The organism is Collinsella tanakaei YIT 12063 (genome assembly GCF_000225705.1).
Taxonomy (GTDB): domain Bacteria; phylum Actinomycetota; class Coriobacteriia; order Coriobacteriales; family Coriobacteriaceae; genus Collinsella; species Collinsella tanakaei.
The window spans coordinates 329,712-351,100 of sequence record NZ_JH126469.1 but is presented as its reverse complement, the minus strand read 5'-3'; the positions used below and the strand labels follow the sequence as shown (position 1 = coordinate 351,100).

Annotated in this window: 29 protein-coding genes and 1 tRNA gene; 19 read left to right on the top strand and 11 right to left on the bottom strand. The window is 63.4% G+C overall.

All coding sequences use genetic code 11. The annotated features are described in order from the left end of the window. Nucleotides 1–3 precede the first annotated feature (3 nt). The 7 genes from HMPREF9452_RS06705 to HMPREF9452_RS06675 form a co-directional block, all read right to left on the bottom strand. Entirely contained in the window at nt 4–297 is a 294-nt protein-coding gene (locus HMPREF9452_RS06705; protein ID WP_009141374.1) for a Veg family protein, read from the bottom strand. A gap of 173 nt (nt 298–470) precedes the next feature. Further along, nucleotides 471–917, bottom strand: a complete 447-nt coding sequence (dtd, locus tag HMPREF9452_RS06700; RefSeq protein WP_009141373.1) for a D-aminoacyl-tRNA deacylase — start codon at nt 915–917, stop codon at nt 471–473. Beyond that, nucleotides 918–1,559, bottom strand: coding sequence for an RdgB/HAM1 family non-canonical purine NTP pyrophosphatase (rdgB, locus tag HMPREF9452_RS06695; protein ID WP_009141372.1), 642 nt, complete (start codon nt 1,557–1,559; stop codon nt 918–920). It abuts the gene before it with no gap. 32 nt (nt 1,560–1,591) lie between these two features. Further along, nucleotides 1,592–2,329 (bottom strand): ribonuclease PH, encoded by a 738-nt coding sequence (gene rph / locus HMPREF9452_RS06690; protein WP_009141371.1) that lies wholly within the window; start codon nt 2,327–2,329, stop codon nt 1,592–1,594. A gap of 85 nt (nt 2,330–2,414) precedes the next feature. After that, nucleotides 2,415–3,353 carry a glutamate racemase gene (gene murI, locus HMPREF9452_RS06685; protein ID WP_009141370.1) on the bottom strand — a complete coding sequence of 313 codons (939 nt, stop codon included), beginning with the start codon at nt 3,351–3,353 and terminating at the stop codon, nt 2,415–2,417. 86 nt (nt 3,354–3,439) lie between these two features. Beyond that, complete coding sequence (locus tag HMPREF9452_RS06680) at nt 3,440–4,345, bottom strand: HAD family hydrolase (RefSeq protein ID WP_009141369.1); 906 nt, start codon at nt 4,343–4,345, stop codon at nt 3,440–3,442. 191 nt (nt 4,346–4,536) lie between these two features. Beyond that, complete coding sequence (locus HMPREF9452_RS06675) at nt 4,537–6,108, bottom strand: Mur ligase family protein (RefSeq protein WP_009141368.1); 1,572 nt, start codon at nt 6,106–6,108, stop codon at nt 4,537–4,539. 163 nt (nt 6,109–6,271) lie between these two features. On the opposite strand from HMPREF9452_RS06675, the gene HMPREF9452_RS06670 reads away from it, so the two are divergent. After that, nucleotides 6,272–6,347, top strand: a tRNA-Val gene (locus HMPREF9452_RS06670). 79 nt (nt 6,348–6,426) lie between these two features. Here the strand turns inward: HMPREF9452_RS06670 and HMPREF9452_RS06665 are convergent. The 4 genes from HMPREF9452_RS06665 to HMPREF9452_RS06650 all read right to left on the bottom strand — a co-directional run bounded on the left by HMPREF9452_RS06665 (nt 6,427) and on the right by HMPREF9452_RS06650 (nt 9,033). Next, a complete protein-coding gene (locus tag HMPREF9452_RS06665) occupies nt 6,427–7,569 on the bottom strand; it encodes a site-specific integrase (protein WP_009141367.1) in 1,143 nt (380 codons plus the stop codon). Nucleotides 7,570–7,771: 202 nt separating this feature from the next. Continuing rightward, on the bottom strand, nt 7,772–8,224 hold the full coding sequence (locus HMPREF9452_RS06660; protein ID WP_009141366.1) for a type II toxin-antitoxin system HicB family antitoxin: 453 nt from the start codon (nt 8,222–8,224) through the stop codon (nt 7,772–7,774). Between the two features lie 30 nt (nt 8,225–8,254). Continuing rightward, nucleotides 8,255–8,443, bottom strand: coding sequence for a type II toxin-antitoxin system HicA family toxin (locus HMPREF9452_RS06655; RefSeq protein ID WP_009141365.1), 189 nt, complete (start codon nt 8,441–8,443; stop codon nt 8,255–8,257). A gap of 215 nt (nt 8,444–8,658) precedes the next feature. After that, nucleotides 8,659–9,033, bottom strand: coding sequence for a helix-turn-helix domain-containing protein (locus HMPREF9452_RS06650; RefSeq protein ID WP_187116504.1), 375 nt, complete (start codon nt 9,031–9,033; stop codon nt 8,659–8,661). Between the two features lie 263 nt (nt 9,034–9,296). Between HMPREF9452_RS06650 and HMPREF9452_RS06645 the strand changes: the two genes are divergently transcribed. The 18 genes from HMPREF9452_RS06645 to HMPREF9452_RS06560 all read left to right on the top strand — a co-directional run bounded on the left by HMPREF9452_RS06645 (nt 9,297) and on the right by HMPREF9452_RS06560 (nt 21,387). Next, nucleotides 9,297–9,521, top strand: coding sequence for a helix-turn-helix domain-containing protein (locus HMPREF9452_RS06645; RefSeq protein ID WP_009141363.1), 225 nt, complete (start codon nt 9,297–9,299; stop codon nt 9,519–9,521). 94 nt (nt 9,522–9,615) lie between these two features. Then, complete coding sequence (locus tag HMPREF9452_RS12275) at nt 9,616–9,741, top strand: hypothetical protein (protein ID WP_259298180.1); 126 nt, start codon at nt 9,616–9,618, stop codon at nt 9,739–9,741. Nucleotides 9,742–10,076: 335 nt separating this feature from the next. Beyond that, the gene (locus tag HMPREF9452_RS11370; RefSeq protein WP_009141360.1) at nt 10,077–10,427 is read left to right on the top strand and encodes a hypothetical protein; all 351 of its coding nucleotides are present in this window, start codon (nt 10,077–10,079) and stop codon (nt 10,425–10,427) included. A 305-nt stretch (nt 10,428–10,732) separates the two neighbouring features. Next, nucleotides 10,733–10,984 carry a hypothetical protein gene (locus HMPREF9452_RS06625; protein WP_009141359.1) on the top strand — a complete coding sequence of 84 codons (252 nt, stop codon included), beginning with the start codon at nt 10,733–10,735 and terminating at the stop codon, nt 10,982–10,984. A gap of 4 nt (nt 10,985–10,988) precedes the next feature. Continuing rightward, nucleotides 10,989–12,224, top strand: a complete 1,236-nt coding sequence (locus tag HMPREF9452_RS06620) for a ParB/RepB/Spo0J family partition protein (RefSeq protein ID WP_009141358.1) — start codon at nt 10,989–10,991, stop codon at nt 12,222–12,224. A gap of 3 nt (nt 12,225–12,227) precedes the next feature. Then, nucleotides 12,228–13,403: a tyrosine-type recombinase/integrase gene (locus HMPREF9452_RS06615; RefSeq protein WP_009141357.1), complete on the top strand. Its 1,176-nt coding sequence runs from the start codon at nt 12,228–12,230 to the stop codon at nt 13,401–13,403. A gap of 2 nt (nt 13,404–13,405) precedes the next feature. After that, nucleotides 13,406–14,368: a DUF4373 domain-containing protein gene (locus HMPREF9452_RS06610; protein WP_009141356.1), complete on the top strand. Its 963-nt coding sequence runs from the start codon at nt 13,406–13,408 to the stop codon at nt 14,366–14,368. Continuing rightward, nucleotides 14,365–14,889 carry a hypothetical protein gene (locus HMPREF9452_RS06605; RefSeq protein ID WP_009141355.1) on the top strand — a complete coding sequence of 175 codons (525 nt, stop codon included), beginning with the start codon at nt 14,365–14,367 and terminating at the stop codon, nt 14,887–14,889. Before HMPREF9452_RS06610 ends, HMPREF9452_RS06605 begins: the two co-directional genes overlap by 4 nt. A gap of 31 nt (nt 14,890–14,920) precedes the next feature. Beyond that, nucleotides 14,921–15,184 carry a hypothetical protein gene (locus HMPREF9452_RS06600; RefSeq protein ID WP_009141354.1) on the top strand — a complete coding sequence of 88 codons (264 nt, stop codon included), beginning with the start codon at nt 14,921–14,923 and terminating at the stop codon, nt 15,182–15,184. Then, nucleotides 15,181–15,474: a hypothetical protein gene (locus tag HMPREF9452_RS06595; RefSeq protein ID WP_009141353.1), complete on the top strand. Its 294-nt coding sequence runs from the start codon at nt 15,181–15,183 to the stop codon at nt 15,472–15,474. Before HMPREF9452_RS06600 ends, HMPREF9452_RS06595 begins: the two co-directional genes overlap by 4 nt. Next, nucleotides 15,471–15,761: a hypothetical protein gene (locus HMPREF9452_RS06590; RefSeq protein ID WP_009141352.1), complete on the top strand. Its 291-nt coding sequence runs from the start codon at nt 15,471–15,473 to the stop codon at nt 15,759–15,761. Before HMPREF9452_RS06595 ends, HMPREF9452_RS06590 begins: the two co-directional genes overlap by 4 nt. Then, on the top strand, nt 15,762–15,914 hold the full coding sequence (locus tag HMPREF9452_RS11825) for a hypothetical protein (RefSeq protein ID WP_009141351.1): 153 nt from the start codon (nt 15,762–15,764) through the stop codon (nt 15,912–15,914). It abuts the gene before it with no gap. A 458-nt stretch (nt 15,915–16,372) separates the two neighbouring features. After that, nucleotides 16,373–16,882 (top strand): NYN domain-containing protein, encoded by a 510-nt coding sequence (locus tag HMPREF9452_RS06585; RefSeq protein ID WP_232205033.1) that lies wholly within the window; start codon nt 16,373–16,375, stop codon nt 16,880–16,882. 116 nt (nt 16,883–16,998) lie between these two features. Then, nucleotides 16,999–17,469, top strand: coding sequence for a hypothetical protein (locus tag HMPREF9452_RS06580; RefSeq protein ID WP_009141349.1), 471 nt, complete (start codon nt 16,999–17,001; stop codon nt 17,467–17,469). Nucleotides 17,470–17,677: 208 nt separating this feature from the next. Next, nucleotides 17,678–17,974 (top strand): HNH endonuclease, encoded by a 297-nt coding sequence (locus tag HMPREF9452_RS06575; protein ID WP_009141348.1) that lies wholly within the window; start codon nt 17,678–17,680, stop codon nt 17,972–17,974. Nucleotides 17,975–18,069: 95 nt separating this feature from the next. Then, nucleotides 18,070–18,489 (top strand): winged helix-turn-helix domain-containing protein, encoded by a 420-nt coding sequence (locus tag HMPREF9452_RS06570; RefSeq protein WP_009141347.1) that lies wholly within the window; start codon nt 18,070–18,072, stop codon nt 18,487–18,489. Continuing rightward, entirely contained in the window at nt 18,437–19,945 is a 1,509-nt protein-coding gene (locus HMPREF9452_RS06565) for a terminase family protein (protein WP_009141346.1), read from the top strand. The genes HMPREF9452_RS06570 and HMPREF9452_RS06565 overlap by 53 nt, the downstream gene beginning before the upstream one ends. Next, nucleotides 19,942–21,387 (top strand): phage portal protein, encoded by a 1,446-nt coding sequence (locus HMPREF9452_RS06560; protein WP_009141345.1) that lies wholly within the window; start codon nt 19,942–19,944, stop codon nt 21,385–21,387. Before HMPREF9452_RS06565 ends, HMPREF9452_RS06560 begins: the two co-directional genes overlap by 4 nt. Nucleotides 21,388–21,389: the final 2 nt, after the last annotated feature.

The following is a 21,389-nucleotide window of genomic DNA, read 5'->3' as shown; positions in this document are numbered from 1 at the left end:
GCCCTACTCCTCCAGCTGGTTTCCCAGGGGAACAAAGATATGCTCGCCGGACTCCGGATCAAACAGCTCGACGGTACCGGTTAGCACGTCGACGTACTGGTAGGACTGGCGGGACTTGCGGCCACGGCGCTCGTCCACCTCGACAATGAACACAGACGGATGAACCGTCTTGATGGTGCCCATGCGCTCGACCACGCGGGTGCGGCCCATATTGGCCTTGACGCGGATTCGCTCCCCCACCATGTTGATCAGCTTCTGGTGAATCTCGTCCACGTGATTAACTTCAAGCTCTTCCATCTTGTTAGCCTCCACAAGGGCATAATGCGCCCAACTTAGGTTCAAACGGAAGCAGTATAGCAGCCTGCTAACAAAATTGCACGTCAGAGCGTCACGCATAGAAGAGGCGCCCCAGATATCCGTCAAATGAGGACAATCTGGAGCGCCGCGAAGTGCGTATCTTGGAAACGAGGCTAGAGCTCGTCGGTGTCGAGGATGATGGTGAAGGGACCGTCGTTGACCAGCGAAACCTTCATGTCGGCGCCAAAGCGGCCGCACGCCACATGGGGGACGTCCGCACGCACCAGCGAGACAAAGTACTCGTAGAGATCGTTGGCGACTTCCGGGGCGCCTGCCGCCGTGAAGGACGGGCGACGGCCGCGACGGCAATCCGCATAGAGCGTAAACTGCGAAACCACCAGGACCTCGCCTTTCACCTGCTCCAGCGACAGGTTGGTCTTGCCGTCCTCGTCATCGTTGATGCGAAGGCCGCCCAGCTTGCCCCACAGCTTGTCCGCGTCCGCCCTGGTATCGTTGTGGCCAACGCCCAACAGCACCAGGTATCCACGGCCAATTTGGCCCACCGTCTCGCCGTCTATAGCCACCGATGCGGACGAGACGCGCTGCACCACGGCGCGCATCTACTTAGCCTCCGCGGAGAGTTTGGACGAGAGGTCCAAAAGCGCGTGGAACCTATGGCTGATGGCATTTTTCTCGTCCGGCGCGAGCTGCGCCATGGTCTTGCCCGGAGTATCGCTTGGCAGGAAGAGCGGGTCATAGCCAAAACCAAACTCGCCACGCCCCTCATGGCCTATCACGCCCTCGCACGAACCGGTGCCGGTGAGCGCGAAGCCCTCGGCGTCGATCAGCGCGACCACGCTCATGAAGCGCGCCGTGCGGTCGGCATCGGCCACGCCGTCCATATTCGCCAGCAGCTTGGCGTTGTTGGCGGCGTCATCGCCATGCACGCCAGCGTAACGGGCGGAGTAGACGCCCGGCTCGCCGTTCAGCGCATCGACCACCAGGCCGGAATCGTCCGCGATGGCGGCGAGGCCGGTCGCCTCGACCGCAGCCTGAGCCTTGATGATGGCGTTTTCCAAGAACGTGGTTCCGTTCTCCTCCGGATCCTCGAAGTCGCCTAGCTGACCCAACGCGACAAAGCGAACATCCGGCAGCACGCCGGAAAGAATGGCCTCGATCTCGGTCAGCTTATGCATGTTGCCCGTAGCGACCACAATGGTCCGCCTGGGATCGAGCTCTTCGATGTTGATCTTCTCGAGCACGTCGTGCTCCCTTCTGGTAATCGCGGCAGGTGCTACTCGTCCCTAAACGCAGTGACCTCGTTTTGCAGGGCGATAAGGTGCTGAATGCCAAGATCGCCCAAGTCGAGCAGGTTGTTAAGACGCGTACGGTCGAACGGGGTGCGCTCACCGGTTCCCTGCAGTTCCACAATCTCGCCGGAGTCCGTGGCGACCAGGTTCATATCGACCTCTGCATTGGAATCCTCGGAATAATCGAGGTCGAGCAGTTCGGCACCATCGACCACGCCCATGGACACCGCGGCGACCTGGCCGGTAAGCGGCAGACGGGCGATCTTACCGGCGTCGACCCACGCCATAAGGGCGTCATGCAAGGCGACCCAGGCGCCGGTGATGCTGGCGGTGCGAGTGCCGCCATCTGCCTGGATGACATCGCAGTCCACGGTGACCGTGTACTCGCCCAGGGCGCGCAGGTTCACCACGGTGCGCAGGCTGCGCCCGATGAGGCGCTCGATCTCCATGGAGCGGCCCTTGCGCGCGGAGGTCTCGCGACGCGTGCGGCGATTAGTGGAGGCGGGCAGCATGGCGTACTCGGCGGTCACCCAGCCCGCACGGCTGGCACGACGCCACGCAGGCAGGCCCTCCTCGATGGTGGCGGCGCACAGCACGCGTGTGTCTCCAAACTCGACCATGCACGAGCCCAGCGCGTTCTTCATAACGTCGCGCTCCAGGCGAACCGGGCGCATTTGGTTGGCGGCGCGGCCGCCGGATCGAACGACTTCGATATGTTCCATGGTATAGCTCCAATAGCCGTAGACGTGGTTGATGACGGGGCCGACGCGGTGCGCCCGCTCGCAGGACACCGTGGGACGGTTTTTTCTAACCCACCTGGCAGGACCTCCCGGCGGCGCCTGCGGTAACCGGCAGGCTCTCGAGTTCTTCCAGCGGAATATGCTCGATGCTGCGAAGGGGCTGACCAAAGATGAAGCTGCCCGCGGCGGCGAACTCCGCGATGTTGTCAGACGTGGTGGCGAAGCGATGCTCTGGAACCACATCGTCCGTTGCCAGCTGATCGCGGCGACGTAGGATGTCCGCCAGCTCGTAGGTGGTCTCCTCGGCCGAGGACACCACGCGCACCCCGGGGCCCAGCGCATTGCGAATGGGACCGGCAAGCAGAGGAAAATGCGTGCAGCCAAGCACCACGGTATCGATAGCGGCGTCTTCCAGCGGCTTGATGGTACGAGCCACCTCAGCTCGGGTCTCTGGCGTATCGAAGATATCGCCGTTCTCAAGCCACTGCTCTTGCAGGTGCGCCCCCGTGGCGAGCTCGTGCTCGACAATGTTGACAAAGCTGGAAGCGGGGCAGCCGTACACGTCCACGCCGGCGTCCAATGCGTGAATCGCCCTGGTGTAGGCACCGGAGCGCACTGTAAGCTCGGTTGCCAGCACGCCCACCTTGCGCGTGCGGGTTGAATGGATGGCCGCGCGGGCGCCAGGCGCGATGACGCCGATTACCGGAACGCTGAACAGCTGCTGGGCAAGGGGCAGGGCGGCGGCGGTCGCCGTGTTGCAGGCGATCACCATGATCTTGACCGCATGAGCCTCAAGCCAGCGCCCCGCCTGGATAGCGAAGGCGCGCACCTGGTCTTCCGAACGCGTACCATACGGACAGCGCTTGGTATCGCCCACGTAGTAGATAGACTCGTGCGGCAGCGCCTGAGCTATGGCGCGAGCAACGGTAAGTCCGCCCAGGCCCGAGTCGAACACGCCGATGGGCAACGCGTTGAGCGAGATGTCCTTCACATCCAATGTATGCATCTGTTCTTGCACGACCTTTCCATTAGCTTAAAGACCCTGCCGGATGAACGGGCCTGCGCCGGCGATTCTCATCCAGCGTGCACCCCCTATTGTTTGGCGGCGAGCAGCGCCCTCATAGCGTTGATCCAGCCGGTAACGATGCGGCCGTCCGTCACGTACGCGTTCTCGTGGCTCTCCAGGAACGCCTGCGCGCCGGGGTCCTTCAAGCCGTTCTCGACCAAGAAGAACAGCCCCGTGGCGTCCGCCATGAGGAAATCGGAAGACGCGTCGCCAATGGACAGGGTCTCCTCCCTATCGATGCCGCGCAGCTCGCAGAAGCGCTCCACGCCGCGACGCTTGTTGAGGCCCAGCGGCATAAGGTTGAAGGCGCGGCCTCGCACGCCCTCCGGCAGCTTGAGCGTGGTGGGTGCGGAGATGTAGTTGAGAAAGCCGTTGTCGCCCCAAGAGAGTTGGGCGCCCGCAGCCTCGATGATGGCCAGCGCCTCCTCGTCCGGCACCTCGCCTCGCATGCCCACCGTGACCTCGCGGTACTTGTAGCCGTTTGCCATGTCGTTATGGAACTCGAGCAGACCCGGCCAGCGACTCATGAACTCGTCCAAAACGCCGGTTTCCTCGATGCACTCGTGCGGTGTCTTGCCCGACCCCTCGTCAAACGGCATGTCAGCGGTAAAGTAACGCCAATCATTGCGTTTATGGTCGAGCATGAGCAAGCCGCCCATCTCGCCAATGTAGGAGTTTAGGCCCAGCACGCGCACGTCCTCATGCAGCATGGAGCGGTTGCGGCCCGAGCACGGGATGACTTCCACGCCGGCGCGCTTAAGGTCCAGCAGCGTGGCGACCAAATCAAGGCTGGGATTGCCGTCGTTATCCGCCAGCACGCACGAACCCGGAGCGAGCATGGTGCCGTCCAGGTCTGTGAACACGTAGCGAACGCGCGCGAGGCGCTCTTTGAGCTCGCCTGCGGGATTCGCGGGCAAAACGGTGTTGGGCATGAGGAGGTCCTTCCGCGTAGCTTGTCGCCGCAGGGCGGCGGGCGATTAACGAACCTATCATACCCGCATGCCCAAAGGGCTGCCAAACGCGTCGGCGCGCCTGCGCAATTAAAGCCCAATACAAACAGGGCGGCCCGCCATCCGCTTGGGACGCGGGCCGCCCTGCACCGTGGATGGAGGATGCAAGCAGGCTATTCGACCGCCTTCACCTCTTGGTCGAAGACGCGGGCGAGCATGGACGAATCGCCCTCGTAGGGATCTCTGCCGTGGGCGCGGATCATATGGCGCTCATGCCCCTTGCCCGCCATCACGATAATGGCAGGACCGGTGCAACCGCGTACCGCCAAGCGCGCCGCCTGCTCGCGGTCTGGCTCGATTTGGATATTGGTTGCCCCGGCATCGCGAGCGAAGGACTCTATGGTCTTACATATATCCATCACGTTTTGGGTGCCGGCGTCATCCTCCGTGATGATGATGCGGTCCGCCAGCTCGCCCGCCACGCGGCCCATGCCCTCGCGACGTTCGACGCCCTTGTCTCCCGTTGATCCAAAGACGCAGCACAGTTCTCGATCGGGATAGCTTCGACGCACGTTCTCAAGCAAAGCGCGCATGCTGACCTCGTTGTGAGCGTAATCAACCAAGCCCACAATATTGGGATCGCGCGACTCGATGCGCTCCATACGGCCGGGCACGCGCACGTCCTCAAGCCCGTGCTCGATGGCGGCACGGCTACACCCAAGGACCTCCGCGCAGGCGATAGCGCCCAGCGCGTTGGACAGGTTGAAGTCCGCGATGGTAGGGACGATGACGTCTATGGTGAAGCGCGGCGTCTTAACCGTTAGAACCGTCTTGTGACCGCGCTGCTCCCACGACACTGCGTGAACATCTGCTACGGGGTTGGTCATGGAGTACGTCAGCGTGCTCTCGCAGACGGAAGCCGCGTCGAGCACGCGGTCGACCATGTCCATATCCAGATTGACCACGGCGTGGCGGCACTGGCGGAACAAGGTGAGCTTGCTGGAGAAGTAATCCTCAAAGGTGGGGTGCTCGATGGGCGAGATGTGGTCTTCGCTGATATTGGTGAACGCACCGACCTCGAACTCGACGCCCGCCACTCGTCCATATTTAAGCGCTTGGCTAGATGATTCCATCACCACGTCACGGGAGCCAAGCTTCCACGCGCTCGCCAGATAGAGGTTGAGCTCCAGGGGCTCCGGCGACGTGAGCTTGGACATGATGCGGTGGCGACCGTTGTCGATAAGGATGGTGGAGATGAGGGCGCACGGCTCGCACTCGTCCGCGCGCGCCTCCTTGTCCAAAATTCCCTTGAGGTAGAACGCGCTGGTAGTCTTACCCTTTGTTCCCGTAAACGTGCTGATGCGAAGGTGCTTGGCAGGCTGCCCGTAGGCAAGGGATGCCAACGGGCCCAAAGCGGCGCGGATATCATCCACAAGCAGGCATGGAAGATCGATATCCGTATAGTTTGACTCTGACACGTAGGCGACGGCGCCGGCATGCTGCGCCTGCACCAGGTAATCCTCTTTGAACGCAGCGCCTTTGCAGATGAACAGCGTGTCCGGCCCCACGGCTCGCGAATCATAGCTGACCAGCGATATGGGAATGCCCGCCACGTCCTCGATAGACGTGGAGCCCGCAACGCCCGCCAGGACCCCCGCGCTCTCGAGCGCGTCGATGTATTGCTCAAGCGTACCCGGTATCCGCAGCGATGCGGGATCGAGCGATGCGGCGTCTGTTGTAGCCATGATGCCTCCGAAAGCCCCCGCGGGCGGCCCGGCGAACCCGATGCGACCGAGGGGAAAACGCCCGGCCAGCGCGATGCGGCGCGTACCGGGAACTCATCGTCCAAAAACTATTACTATTGTAGCCTTGCCGAACTGCTTTGCTGTGGATATACTAGATGCCCATGGGCGATTGGCGCAACGGTTAGCGCAGGTGCTTTACACGCACAAGGCTGGGGGTTCGAATCCCTCATCGCCCACCATCGAGTTTTAGCCCCCGACCTGCTCGGGGGCTTTTTGCATAAAGAAAAAGTTAGGACATCGTGGGACGAAGGTACCTAACTATCCTTCAACCGGCATGATTTTATGCACCTCGCGCGCCGCCATCTCCGCTTGGGCGAGTCCCGGGCGCATATAGTGCGCGTAGTCGGTTCGGAGGTCCGTATGGCCGTGGAGCCTGCTCACCAGGGTATCCGGGAGCATGCTCGCCTGCATCATGGTCTCGCTCGTGTGCCTCAGCATGTCGGGCGGGATGTACCTCAGGCCGAGTTTCGGCAAGGCCCTCCTCCATCTGTTGAGGAGCTGGTTGTAGGTGAGGTCGACGATCCTGCCGGAGACCCATGACGGGATGTCCTCGCGCCTCTCCGGGCGGGATTGGGCGATGATCTGCATGAGGCGGTCTCGTCCGGCGACGATGACCGGCATCATGCGCGCCGAGAAGTCGGTCTTGGTCCCCTCGCGGAACCCGTCATCGTACGTGTAGGTGTTCCTGATCGCCACCGTCAGCGTGGCGACCGTCTCCCCCGTCTCGAAATCCAGCGTCTCCTGCCTGGCCACGTCCGCCGGCGACACCGCGAGCGCCTCCTCTGTGCGGAGGCCGGACAGGCCGAGAATGAGATAGGCCTCGAGCATCGGCTGGCCGGAATCGCGGAACGCCGCCAGGGCGCCGGCGGCCTCCATGGGATCCCACGGCACCTCCTGCGGCCTGCGCTCCCTCGCCGTGGCGATGCGCCTCTGCATGGGCGGCTCGTCGATGAAGCCGTCGTCGTAGGCGCAGCGCAGCACCGTGCGCAGCGTCTCCTTGCACTTCCTAGGAGCGCTCGCCGACTTCACCACGGAGCGGATCTCGTCGTGCGTTATCGCCGATATCGGCCTGTCCCCTATCTTGGGTAGCACGCTGCGCTCCATCTGGGAGTCGTAACCGCGCAGCGTGGCGGCGGACCTGGGCTTCCCCCTGTTGCTCTCGCCCTCGCGGAATATGGCGTAGTAGTACTGGGACAGCGTGAGCGAGTCGCCCACCGCCGAGGACCTGCCCATCTCGTAGGCGATGCGGATGCACTCCCGCTCCGCGTCCTCCCTCGTCCCGTGCACCGTCCTGTTCACGGTCCTTCGCTTACCGTCCGATCGGAAGCCCTTGGACACCCTTACCCGATACACGCCGTCGCACACTAAAGTTATGCTGCCGGGCATCTTTGCTTGTGCCATAATCTAATGGCCCTCCTTCATCGTTGTGGGTCGGCACGCCCCGCACCGGTCCGCCAAGACTCTCGGTGCGGGGCTTTCCATATAATCGTCTAAAGGTCCCCCTCCTTCGACACGAACCCCCGGGCTCTTCCCTTCGGGATAGATCGAGAGGTCGCAGGCGGGCGCCGTCCGGAAGGCGCCCGCCTGTTTTTTTCTTCCCCTCCTACGCCAACGCCGCGGCCTTCGGCCGTCCCGCCCCCGGGTTGCTGGCGATACGTTCCTCCACCGATTCGACCGTCACGTAGGTCCTGCGCCCCCGGCGGTAGCCCTGGAGCACTCCGGAATCGATCATATGCGTCACGCGGCCGGCGCTCACGCCGAGCATGCGCGCGGCCTCCGCGGCGGACACGACCTCGCCGCTCACGATGTAGGACGAGTCGACCTCGAAGAACACCATGAGGGCCGTCCCGTCGACCTCGCGCACGGTCGGCGAGGGAACGTCCTCGCCATTGGCCATGAGGGACGCCACATACGTCTTGGCCGCGTCCGCGGCCATCGACGCCGCGTCCTCCACCGTGTCGCCGTAGGTGAAGCAGCCCGGCAGGTCGGGCACCTCCACGCTGTACCCACCGCCATCCTCGGGCGTGAGGACGATCTGGTAAATGAACTTCTCCATATCTCTCGCGATGCCCCTTTCGGGGACGGGCTACAGCCAGCCCGCCCCTTTCGCGATGTTTCTGTACGTGCCGAGCGGAATCTCCTTCTTGGCGGTGGGAACCGTAACCATCCTCCCGCATTTTCGGGCGACGACGTGGCTCCCCTTGCCGCTCTCAAGCTCCCACCCCTCCTTGCGCAGGCGCTTGAGCACCTGCTTTACCTCCTGTTCAGTGGGCATCGCGCCTCCTTTCTCTTTATATTATAAAGTATTGCTATTTTATAGTCCAGTAATTGTAAAGTATTTATATATAAGCCGTTTTATTTGTCTTCGAGCGCTCCGGAACTTCCTAGATATAAATCGATCGCCGGCACCGGATATCGCTCTCCTCCATCGTTGTGGGTCGGTACGCCCCGCACCGGTCCGCCAAGACCCTCGGCGCGGGGCTCTTATGCCTACGGCATCCCGACGGCCCTCAGCCCCTCGGGTTCAGATGCAGGACCCTCGGCTGTCTTTAAAGCCAGCTCGCGCTGCCCGCGAGCGTTGCCGAGGATCACGACCCTGCCCTCCGAGGTGCTCTCCCTATAGCACTCGATCAACTCATGCTCGTAAGGATCCGTCGAACCTCCGCCCGACTCTTCGCCGGGCGAAATTCTGCCACCTAGGGCATCGAGCGTCACCCCCAAGACGTCTGCAAACTGCCAAGCACGTTCGTAAGACAGGCTTCCCCGTCCCTGCTCGTAATCGGTGTACGTATTTCTATTTATCCCAACGTAATCCGCGAAAGCATTGGCTGATTTAAAACCAGCCGCTTTGCGCGACTTCTGCAAGTGAGCTCCTATGCACTTGCGAAGATCTGAGGAGCGACCTTTCATTAAAACCTCCTTACTCTTTATTAAAGAAATTAGGGGCTATACCCAAAAAAGTCAATAAATTAGGGAAATCCCATTGCTATTTATGGGCTGTGCCCCTATTATCAATAATTGTTTAGGGAAGAGACCCTTAAATCCTATGCGTAAGCATAGGATTTTGAATCACTTATTGACACATATAGATAAGTGATTCAGCAGTCAGCCAACCAGGAAGGAGCCCTATGCCATTCGATAAGGAGGAGCTTGCTGGAAACCTTCGCGCATTTCGAGCGAAGCGCCGGATGTCCCAACAGTCAGTCGCTGATGCAATTGGTGTTGACCAGATAACCATCAGCAACTACGAGAACGCCGTTTCCGGGATGTCATTCGAAAACGCATGGGCTCTGGCCGATTTATTCGGCGTAACCCTCGACGATCTCGGCGGGCGAAAAATAAGCGAGCAGTGAGATGGGAGCTGAAAGATCGATGGCGCAGCCAACTATAAAAGCCCGCAAAGCAAAGGTCTATTCATATGAAGGAACGCTCACCGAGACAATTCACGTGAGAACCGCCCATGTGCTCACTGATTCCCAGCGTGAGCTCGTGCTGCAATTCATCGGCGGCATAGGCTTCCTGGGCGTCATGGCCCTGCCGGGATTCATCGAGTCGTTCCCCTGGCCGTTCTAGGAGGTCCGAGATGAGAGAAGACCGTTACGGAAGCCCCTGGCTCACTCCCAGGGAGGCGGCAGTTTATTCGCGCTGCAGCGAAGAGCGCATAAGGTCCGCCATAGCGTGCGGCGAGATCGCCGCGCATCCGCGACTTGGGACGGCGCGCGGGATGCTCGTCTCGGCGCGGGACCTCGACAGGCTCATCGAGAGCGAAGTGCTCAGGATGCCGGTCGCCGCCGTGCTCATGCAGAAGGGGGCATGATGCCTCCGCTACCGCTGCTCCTAATCGCGATCGTGGTGACAATCATGCTCGCGCTCATCTGCTTCATCGACTTCATGGATTAAGGACGGACATGAGATACGAGTTCCATTACACGCGCAAGGCCGACCACGTCGTCGCGCACATGGTCGAGACGCTCATCGACGGATCGTTCGAGCGCGCCAAGGGGCGTTTCTGGAGCGATAAGGACCCGGAGGGCTGCACCGTGCTCTACGCGCTTGGTGCCGGCTCCGACGACTGGTTCGCTTGCGATGACTACTACGGCCCGGACGAGTGCCTGCCGGCCTCGGGGGACGACCCCGCGGTTCCGCTCCCGAGGCTCGGCGCCGGCGCCCGCCCGGACGTCGCCGCGGCGTTCTTCGCCGTCCTGGTCGCGGGCCTTCTCGCCGGATGCGCGTGCGCGGCGATCGCTCGCGCATCGTAGGCACGAGGGGCGGGCTAGGCCAGATGCGGTCCGGCCCATCGTTCCCCCGTGCGGGGGCGTCTGGAGCTAAAGCCTTCCGCCAGACGCTCCCGCACGGGAGACCGCTTTCAACGCGCCTCCCGAAGCTGCCGCCCACGTGGCCGCCGGGGTACCGGGGACGATCATAAATCGACTCGGCGATGGTCGGGCCGTGACAGTGACCCGAAGCAGGAACTCGGAGAACTCCTCTCCACGGCGAATCCCGGGAAAGGCGATCCGGCGGTCACGTGGACGGCAGCGTCGACCCGCAACGATGAAGGAGGGATATGGGGAGCCTCTCGGCAGGACGGGGCGCGCCTCTCGTCGAGCGCGACAAGCGCGGCGTCTGGCGCATGCCGGTACCGCTACCGGGAGACCCCTACCTGCCCGCGCACGGAGCGCGGGTCCTCGTCTCGCTCGACTTGGCGGAGGGCGCGACGAGGGAGCAGGCCCAGATGGCCGCCGACGAGATCTGGCGGACCGGGCGGCAGGGATGGGCCTGGGAGAAAGAGACGAACGACCCGCGACGAAAGGAATAAAGGAATGGACTTCGTCAAGGAATCAGTCGCCCTGGCAGACATAAGGCCGAGCGGCACCAATCCGAGGAAGAACTTCGAGGGGATAGACGAGCTGGCAGAGGCCATCAGGGCCACCGGCGGCGAACCCGTCAACCCTCCCGTGGTGGTGAGGGACGGAAACGTCTACAGGATCATCGACGGCGAGAGGCGCTACCGTGCCCTGTCGAAGATGTACAGGGGGCACGAGGCCGAGGTCATGGTGCCCGTCCTGGTCGCATGCGACATGGATGCCGCCAACGAGATGGTGGCGATGCTCGCGACGGACGACAAGCTGCGCCTCAGCGACGAGGAGCGCGCCGCGGGCGTGCAGCAGATGCTCATCCTGGGAGTCGATGAGCAGACCGTCTCCCGCGCGAGCCGCGCCACCAGGGAGCAGGTAAAGGTGGCGAAGAAACTCGCGCGGCGCGTCCCGGAGGGCGCCCAGGTCACGCTCGACCAGATGGTCGCCGCCATGCAGTTCGAGAGGGACGAGGACCGCGACAGCGTCCTCGCATCCGGAAACCTCTGGTACTCGGAGGTCACGAGCATCAAGTCGCGCATAAAGCGCGAGAAGCGCATGGAGGAGGTCGCGGAGTACCTCGCCGGTATCGGGGTCCAGATGGTGGACGAGGCCCCGATCGGCCTCGAGTCCGGCGGGACGCTCTACAGCTGGATGGCCCCCGACGAACTCCGGAACATCACCGAGGGATACGGAGAGGGATGCTTCGCGGTGGCCGACGAGGACGGCGAGGTCCGGTTCTACGTCCCGGAGGGGATCAAGGCCATCAAGAAGGAGGAGCTCTCCCAGGAGCAGATCGACAGGCGCAGGGGCGACTCGGCATGCAAGGACCTCGCGGGCAGGATGGTCGCATGGGCGGCGACCGGAGACATAACCCCGTGCCCGGAGCTCGATGACGCGGCCCTCGATAGGCGCTCGGTCCCCTACCTGCCGGGCGGCGAGGACGCCGACTTCGAATGGATCCTCCAACTGGGAGTAGGGATCTACGAGAGGGTGACCGCGCTGCTCGCGCTCATAAGCAAGGTCGAGCGCGGCTTCATGGGCATGTCATGGCTCTCGCCGAAGGAGCGCGCCGAGCGCGCGAGAGAGTGGGACGACGCGGTGAACGTCATCGTCGCCTCGGGCTTCAACGCGCCGATGACGGAAGACGACGAATGGCTCAAGGGCCGCTGCATGGACGTATGCGACGCGGGCGAGAAGTAGGCCATGGAGTTCAAGGTGACGCGAGGAGCGGGGAACGTCTGGGAGGCCAGGCCGTACCTTGGCACCGACAGGCTCACGGGCAAGCCGATCAGGCCCTACAAGAGCTGGCCGGCGGACCTTGACGAGAAGCGGGCGCAGGCGCTCGCGGACGAGTGGATCGCCGGGTACGCGCCGGCATCGTCCTCGTCATCGTCCAAGCGCCTGTCCTCGATGCTCTCGTCTTACGTGCACGACCCCCAGAGGGGCTTCTCGCAGGCGACCGTGTCGACCTACGACGGGGTGGTGCGCAACCACATCGCCCCGACCATAGGCGACATCCCCTATGACGAGCTGAAGCCCTACGAGGTCACGGCGGCCTACAGGATCCTGCTGTCCGAGGGACCGGGGAGGAAGCCCATAGGGCGCAACACGCTGCGCAAGGCGCACGCGCTCCTCTCCGGCGCCTACAGGGTCTGGCAGAGGCAGCTGGGCGTCAACCCGATGCTCAACGTGCCCGCCCCGGCGCCCGACAGGCTGAGGCCGTTCGCGCTGGACGACTGGGACCAGGACAAGCTGGTCGCCGCGCTCGCCGACGACATGGCGATCGGGGGCACGGACCGCGAGTCCATCAAGAGGCGCACGACGGCGTTCGCCGGCTTCATCGCCCTCAACCAGGCGCTGAGGTGCGGAGAGGTCTGCGCCCTGCAGCGCCGCAGCTGGCGCCGCGCCGTGCACGACGTCTACGTCGAGGCGACGGTCTCCGAGAAGCCGGTGCTGAGGCGCCAGCCGTCGCCGAAACGGGAGAGCGTGGGCGCGGTGTCGGCGGCGCCGGACGTAGAGAGGGCCATCGCCGAGCACATCGCCTGGCAGGACAGGTGGATGGCCAAGCCGGACCAGTACTCGTGCCTGGTCACGGACAGGCCGAACGGCGGCGTCATGAGGCCGTCGACGCTCTCCCGCTACTTCAGCGAGATGGCGCGCGACCTCGGCATGCCGGCGGGGACCACCATGCACACGCTCAGGCACACGCACGCCACGTGGCTGCTTATGAACGGCTACGACATGAGGACCATCCAGGAGAGGCTGCGCCACAGGGACGTGGCCACGACCCTCAGGCTGTACGCCTCCGTCATGCCGGGCCGAGACAGCGCGGCCGCCTCGGGATTCGCGGAGGCGCACGCCGCAAGGAAGGAAGGTTAGAGATGGCAAGTTCGCTCGACTTCGTGCCGGTCGACATCGACATGGCCGACGATCCGAAGGTGTTCGCGCTCATGGAGGAGCTTGGCGGTGACGACGAGTGCGCCCGCTGGGCGTCCTACGGGCGCCTGCTCGCGCTCATGCAGCGCATATACCACGAGGGCTTCTACCTGGTCTACGGGAGGTTCGAACGCCGCAAGATGGCGCGCGACCTGGGCATGACCGGCGAGGAGCTGGACTCTTTCATCGAGTCCTGCATCTCGTGCGAGATCTTCGACGAGGGAGCCTACAGGCAGCTCTCGGCGCTCACCAGCCGCGGCATCCAGCGCCGCTACTTCAAGGCCAAGAAGACCGGCAAGGCGTCGGTCTCGGACGAGGACGCGCCGTACGTGCTCATAGAGCTGCGCGCGGCCCCTTCTCAGAGCGCCCCGAAAAACGCCGAGAACCGCCGAGAATCGCCGAGAAGTTCCGAGAAGCGCCGAGAAGCGCCGAAGAGGGAGAAGAACGCTCCGAAAAACGCCGAGCCTTCAGAAGAGAAGATAAGAGAAGAGAAGATAAGTAAAGAGAAGATAAGAGAAGCCTCGGCGCGCTCCGCGCGCCGCTCATCATCTGATTCAGATCTCCCCTCTCTCAGGTCCCTCGCCGCGACCGCGTACCCGCTCGCATGCATGAGCACGGTCGCGGACCCCCACGGGGGCTACATGGACGACGCCGGCGAGGCCTACGACACCCCATGGGACGCGCTCGTCTCGACCCACGCCCACAAGACCGGCGGGCAGCCCATAGACGGGTTCGCCAGGCAGGTGGCCAAGCTCTGCCCCAAGGGCTGCGACTGCTCGCTCGAGCGCGTCGAGGAGTGCGCCCGCATGATCAGGCGCGGGCTCGACAAGTTCGACCCGTCAAAGGGCGCCAACCCCTACCCGCTCGTGGCCAAGATCATCAGGGACGAGAGGGGCGACGCGCGATGAGGGTGCCGGACGGATACCGCGTGAACGACCGCTACGCTCGCGACATGGCGTGCCCGGTATGCGGCGCGATGCTGATCAAGATGGACGTGCCGCTGCGGGTGGTGTCCCGCAAGGGCCCCATCGCTTCGGACGACCGGGAGGTCGAGTCATGGGAGGACGACGGCTTCAAGAGCCGGTCGGTGTCCCGCGGATGGCTGCACGTCGCCACCCTGTCCTGCCCCAGATGCGGCAGGCCCTTCTCCCCGGCGCAGGCCAAGAGGAGGGAGTTCAGGGACTCCGAGCTGCCGAGCGACTTCCTGCTGCGCGACGTGCCCGACTCCCCGGAGTACCGCGCCCTCATGTTCTCCAAGATCCTCGACAACCTGAAGAGGTCCGCCAAGGCCCGCGCGGAGGACGCCCGCAACCCTGCCAGAACCATGCCAGCGCCGGCCGTCCAGGACGAGCTGCCGCTGGGAGACGCGCGGCAGGTAGACGCCCGCGCCGCGACCATACCCCGTAAGCCCGTTGCAGAGAACAACTAATTCTCTGAAACAGATGATGAGGAGGATGAAGATGACTGATTCGGACCCGCGCCGCAACGCGTCGGGCGCCTTCGATCCGACCGCCTTCCTGGCCACGAAGAGGGTGGAGAGGGAGCGCAAGGAGACCAGCGCCCTGAGGGAGCAGGTGCGGAAGCTCCGGCAGAAGGTCGGCAAGATGCAGAAGGTCAACTCGAAGCTCCGGCAGGAGCTCTCGGACGCCCAGGACACCATCGACCTGCTCCTGCGGCGGAACGAGTACCTGGAGGGGTCGATGGACGATGAGGAGCTCAAATGACGGACGATAACGCGCTCCGAAGGACGGAGCTGTACGAGGCGGAGCCCATGGGCGAGGCGCTGACTAGAGACGTCTCGCCGCACGTGGAGGCGGCGCAGGAGAAGATCTCTGAGGCGCGTGGTGCGCTGGCGGGCGCCATGGAGGCGATCTCCAAGCCGCGAGGGATGGTCGAGTACTCCACCGCGACCCGCTTGCTCGCCGAGGCGGAGGTGGCCTCGCACGGCGCCGCGGTCAGGGTGGCCATGCTCGAGATCGAGGAGACCATGCCGGTGGAAGGGGGCGCGCGATGAGCCTGGAATCGGAAGGGGGCACCTCGACGCTCCCGAGACACGAGCGCATGTACTCCTGCGCGGAGAGCAAGGCCCAGAAGGCTCCGCGCTACGGATCCGGGCAGGCCGCGCACCGGGGAGACCTGGTAACCATCGACGGCGAGGGCGATGGCGGAGCCTTCAAGGTCGTCGCGCTGGACTTCGAGAGGCACCGCGTGCAGGTGGCTGGCGAGCACGGGAGGACGTCGTGGGTCCCGGCGAACTCGGCGGCGCGCGTCGCCGCTGCCATGGAAAGGGGGCGGCGCTAGATGAGGTTCGTCCTGCACGCCGGGGTCGTCCTGGCGCTCGTCGCCGCCTGCGCCTCGTCGTATTGCGGCGACGTCCGCGGCGCCTGCTACATGATGCTCAACGCCTGCTTCATCCAGCTGCTGCTGATCGAGGACCAGGTGGCGAGGAAGTGACGGAGGGCGCTCGAATAGGCTGCCCCATTCATCGAAAATCACCCCGTCGCCACAATTACGGGCCTGAGCCCATGTACTATTAAGCAAGACGACAAACGTCCTTGTCTGGTCGTCGCCTATAGCAGTCCTCTGGAAGTAGATCTCCCATTATCAGGGATGTTTCGAAACCAGGGGATTTTTCGTTTGGAGGGGTAATGTGCGCCCACGGCAGAAAGTCAGGAGCAGTGCTCCTCGATGACAAAGTTGCAATCCTGGTTGACGGGGCGTTCTATCGCCGCCGCGCATATCATCTATTCGGAGATAAGCCCCCGAAGGACAGGGCCGAGGAACTTGTAGCCTACTGCACTCGTCACCTAACGGTCTCGGGCTATAGGAGCAGGCTTTACCGCATTTTCTACTATGATTGCCCACCGCTATCGACCAACCTATATCACCCACTGCACAAACGCGCAATTGACATGAAGAAGACCGAGACCTACAAATGGTCCAACGACTTCTATGCAGAACTCGCCAACAAACGTAAGGTAGCTCTGCGAATGGGCAAGATTCAGGAGCAAGAAAGCGGTTATCGAATCAAGCAGAGAACGGTCAACAAGCTATGCCGCAACGAAATATCTGTTGCAGATCTTAAAGATTCCGACTTCGAGCCAGATTTTGTCCAAAAAGGCGTTGACATGCGAATCGGCATCGATATAGCGACGCTGGCGAGCAAGCATCAGGTCGACCAGATTATTCTTATTGCAGGAGACAGTGATTTTGTGCCAGCCGCAAAACATGCGAGGAGAGAGGGAATCGACTTCGTCCTCGATCCGATGTGGCAGGATATAAAGCCAGAACTCAACGAGCATATCGATGGCCTGAGAAGCTGCACCGACAGGTGTCCCGATCCGAAGACGGAAAAGCTGCACGTCGACTATCAGACGGAGAACAGCGATAAGCCAACCAAACACAAGACCGGGAAAAGATAAAACCGGCATAGAAAATGACGGGGGCGCAGGTCAATCTTACCCCGCCCCCGTCATTCGGAACCCCCTAGCGTGGCATCCGAGTCGCACCGGATATCCTACCACGAGAAGGAGACCGAATGACCTCGCGCGAGTATTTCGATCAAGTGCGCACGGCGGTGGCCGACGTGCGCCGGGCAGAGGAGACCCTAGATTACTGGGAATCGAGGATCGATTCCCTCGGCGGCGGGTCGACCGGATCATGCTGCGGGTACAGGGACCCAGACAGGATGACCGGCAAGCTGTCGGCGCTATGGGATGCGAGGGACCGGGCTGAGCGCAAGCTCGACGGAATGGTCGAACTGCAGGACGAGGCGATCGCGGTGATAGGGATGGTCGGCGACGCAGGGCGCGCATCCACGTCCTTGTGGCGAGACGTACTCTTGGACCGCTACGTCTTAGCCATGACCTACTCGGAGATCGCGGAGAAGAGGGGGCGGTCGTTTGCGTCGGTGCGGCGCGCCGTGTCCGACGCCCTCGACTGGATAGATTCGGGACCAGGAATTGAGGGGCTTCTTCACAGAATTTACAAAGATACGCAGGTTATATAGCGCAATATAGCGCAAACTGAGCACTTTTTAGCACTTAGTGAGCAGTTTTGAGCACTAAGTGAGCACCCTAAAAGTGCTATTAGATATAGTGCGCACTCGCGCTGAGGATGGGGCTCCGGAGACGGAGCCCTTTTGCTACCGCCCGCAAGGGGCGGGCCGGACGCTTCCGCAAGCTGTGCGCCGGCCCGCGATCAGATAGGAGCCAGCCATGGCCAAGGGAAACCCGAGGCGCTCGAACGGATCCAGGCGCAACGCGCTGAGGAAGCGGGTGCGGGCGATGGGCTTGCCGTGCGCTCTATGCGGTAGGCCGATAGACTACAGCCTGCCCGCCGGCCACCCGATGAGCTACGAGCTCGACGAGATAGTGCCGGTGTCGAAGGGCGGGTCTCCCTACGACATCGAGAACGTGCAACCCGCCCATCGCATCTGCAACCAGCGCAAGAGCAACAAGACATCAGTCATCAAGACGAAGAACAAACCCTTGCCCCATTCGCGGGAATGGTGAGCCGATCGGACCAGGGGGGGGCATCCCCTCCCCCGACAGCGAAGCCCTCCCGGGGGCCTAGGGCTATTTTTTCTCCCAGGGGGCGGTGATGTTCCATGAAGGCCAAGGCCAGGGGCAAGGTCAGCCCCGCCGTAGACGAGTACCTCATCAACCACGCGGGCAGGATGAGCCAGCGCGAACTCGCAGCTAGATGCGGCGTCGGCACGTCAACGGTCAACCGCAGGCTCGCCGAGTTGAGGCAGGAGGGGCGCCTCGTCCCGAAACCGGTGGAATCCGAGGAGGCCAGGGACTCGCGCGTCGGCGACGAGGACGGCGCCCAGGATACCGCCGGGCGCCTGCGGGAGCTGCGCGACATCCTGCACGGGCACCTGGTGGCATCGGAGGGGCAGGGCCTCACGAGGATCTCGTCCGAGTACAGGGCCACGGTCATGGCGATCGATGAGTTAGAAGGGAAGGATGCCGATGGCGGCCCATCGACCATCGAAGGCATCTTCCTGGACCTCTCAGGCTACTAGGCGGGGATGCCAGCAACCGACGTTTCACCGGTCGCTCCCCTATAAGAAGTCCCTGGGGGACACCGCGGTCAAGCTCTCGACCGCGCTCGGGTCGCCGCTGGACGAGTGGCAGCGCGACGCCATCCGCGACTGGCTCGCCGTCGACCCGGAGACGAAGCGCTACGTCCACAGGAGATGCGGCCTGGCGGTCCCGCGCCAGAACGGCAAGACGCTCCTGATCGAGATGCGCATCCACATCGGCATCGCCCTCGGCGAGATGATCCTCTACACCGCGCACGACTACTCGACCGTCACGCAGCTCTTCGACAGGATGAAGGGCTTCTACGGCGAGAAGGCGCGCGACCCGGAGGCGAAGTACCCGGAACTCAACAAGAAGGTCCGCTCCGTGCGCAAGGGCACGGGCAAGGAGGCCATCTTCTTCTCGAACGGCGCGGCGATCTACTTCTCCACGCGCACCAAGTCCGCCAAGCGCGGATTCACGGTGGACGTCGTCATCGCAGACGAGGCCCAGGAGCTCAACGACTCGCACCTCAAGGCGATGCTGTCGACGGCTTCCGCAGGTCCGAGGCACAACCCCCAGTACATCTACTGCGGCACCCCACCGACCCCCGAGTCGACGGGTACCTTCTTCCAGCACCTGCGCAAGACCGTCCACGAGAAGCAGCCGGACGACCTCTGCTGGGCAGAGTGGTCCCTCGTCCTCGACGACCCGCGCCGGCTCGAGGAGCAGATCGATGACGAGGAGTGGTGGTGGAGGACCAACCCCGCCCTCGGCACCCGCATCTCCATCGAGACCGTCAGGTCCGAGCGGGACACGTACACCGAGCCGCTCAGCTTCGCGCAGGAGAGGCTCTGCTTCTTCATGCTCGAGATTGAGGTCGAGCACCTCATCTCCGCAGCCGACTGGGAGTCGTGCACCACGTACGACCCTCCGGCGGTCGGGGTGATGACGGTCGGCATCAAGTTCGCGCCGGACGGCTCCAGCGGGTCCCTGTCCATCTGCATAAGGCCGCAGGGCGGCAAACCGTACATAGAGTGCATAGACAACCGGTCGATGTCGGGCGGCGCATCATGGTTCGAACGGTGGGTGGTCGCGCGCAAGGACAAGATCTCGGAGGTCTGGGTCGATGGCAAAACCTACGCGGCGGCGCTCGCCGAGAGGCTGTCGTCCTCCGGAGTGAGTAGCCGGGCGGTGAAGCTCCCGTCGACGGCGGACGTGGTGGCCGCCAACTCGATGCTCGTAGACGCCGTGTCGAGCGGCGCGATCGAGCATTACGACCAAGAGGCGCTGGCCGATTCCGCGACTTTGAGCGCCAAGAGAACCATAGGCAAGGACGGGTTCGGGTTCGACAGCACCCAGACCTGCGACGCGACGCTCATAGAATCGTGCGCGCTGGCGCACAGAGCGGCGATGACCACGAGAAGGAAACCAGGCAGGAAGGCGGTGGTGCGATGATGCGCGATGACAAGATGTGGCGCAAGAAGAGCTACAGCCGAGCGCTCGTCTCGGCGCTCGCCATCGATGGCGGCCTCGACGACGAGGCCATGGAGCTCATGGACGAGCTGCTCGAGACATGGTGGGAGCACCTGGCGAAGAACAAGCTGAGGCGCCGTTACTACGAGGGCGAGAACATGCTCAAGGACCTCGGCATCTCGATCCCGCCGGCGCTCCGCTCCATCGAGACCGTGGTGGGCTGGCCGAAGAAGGCGGTGAGCGCGCTGTCCTCCCGCATCCGCTTCGACGGCTTCACGGCGAAGGACGAGGAGGTTTCGAAGGAGCTCGCCCGCGTGGTCAAGACGTCCTGCCTCAAGCGCAAGCACCGGCAGGCCGTTGAATCCGAGCTGATCAGCGGATGCGACTTCGTCACGCTCTCGCGCGGCCGGGCCGGAGAGCCTCCGGTCATCATCACGACCCACTCAGCCGAGGACAGCGCCGCGGTCTGGGACCAGCGCCTGGGCCGGATCGCGCGCGGGCTGGTGATCATGGACTACGACGAGACCTCGGGCGCGCCGGTCGAGCTGGCGCTCTACACCGCGACGAGGACCGTCCACGCCTACGTGGACGAGGAGGGCGCGGTCGGCTACGAGTCGATGCCCCACAAGATGGGGCAGCCCATGATGGTCGCCCTGGCGTACAACCCCACCGAGGCGGAGCCGCTCGGCCAGTCGCGCATCAGCAAGGCCGTCCGGTCGCTCACCGACTCGGCGGTCAGGGAATCCCTGCGCACCGAGATCTCCGCCGAGTTCTTCACCTCGCCGCAGAAGTACCTCCTGGGCACCGACGGGGACCCGTTCGAGCAGAAGACGAAGTGGGAAGCCTATATAGGCAACATCTTCAACATCGACATGAACGACGACGGATCCGTTCCTCAGTTCGGCCAGCTCTCCCAGGGCAGCATGCAGCCGCATACCGACTACATGCGCGCGCTGGCGATGCGGTTCTCCGGGGAGACCAACGTGCCTGTGTCCCAATTGGGCGTCATCCACGACAACCCAAGCTCGGCGGAGGCGATCTACGCCGCGAACGAGCCGCTCATCATCGAGGCGCAGACCCTCATCGACGACAACAGCGACGCGATGGTTCTCGTTGCCCAGATGGCGCTCGCGACGTACCGCGGGGTCGCGCTGTCCGAGCTGACCGAGGAAGAGCTCGACATCCTGCCGCACTTCAAGTCGCCCGCGATGCCCAGCGTCGTAAGCCAGGCCGACGCGATGGTCAAGATCGCCGCCGTGGTGCCGAAGTTCCCCGGAACATCCGTGTTCTGGGAGATGCTCGGGTTCAGCGAGGACATGAGGAACCGGACAAAATCAGAGATGGAGGCTGGCGACAACCGCGAGGCCCTAATCGCCATCATGGGCGGCGGGCAGGCGGGCGCCGACGAGAGCCCGAGGGGGTAGCG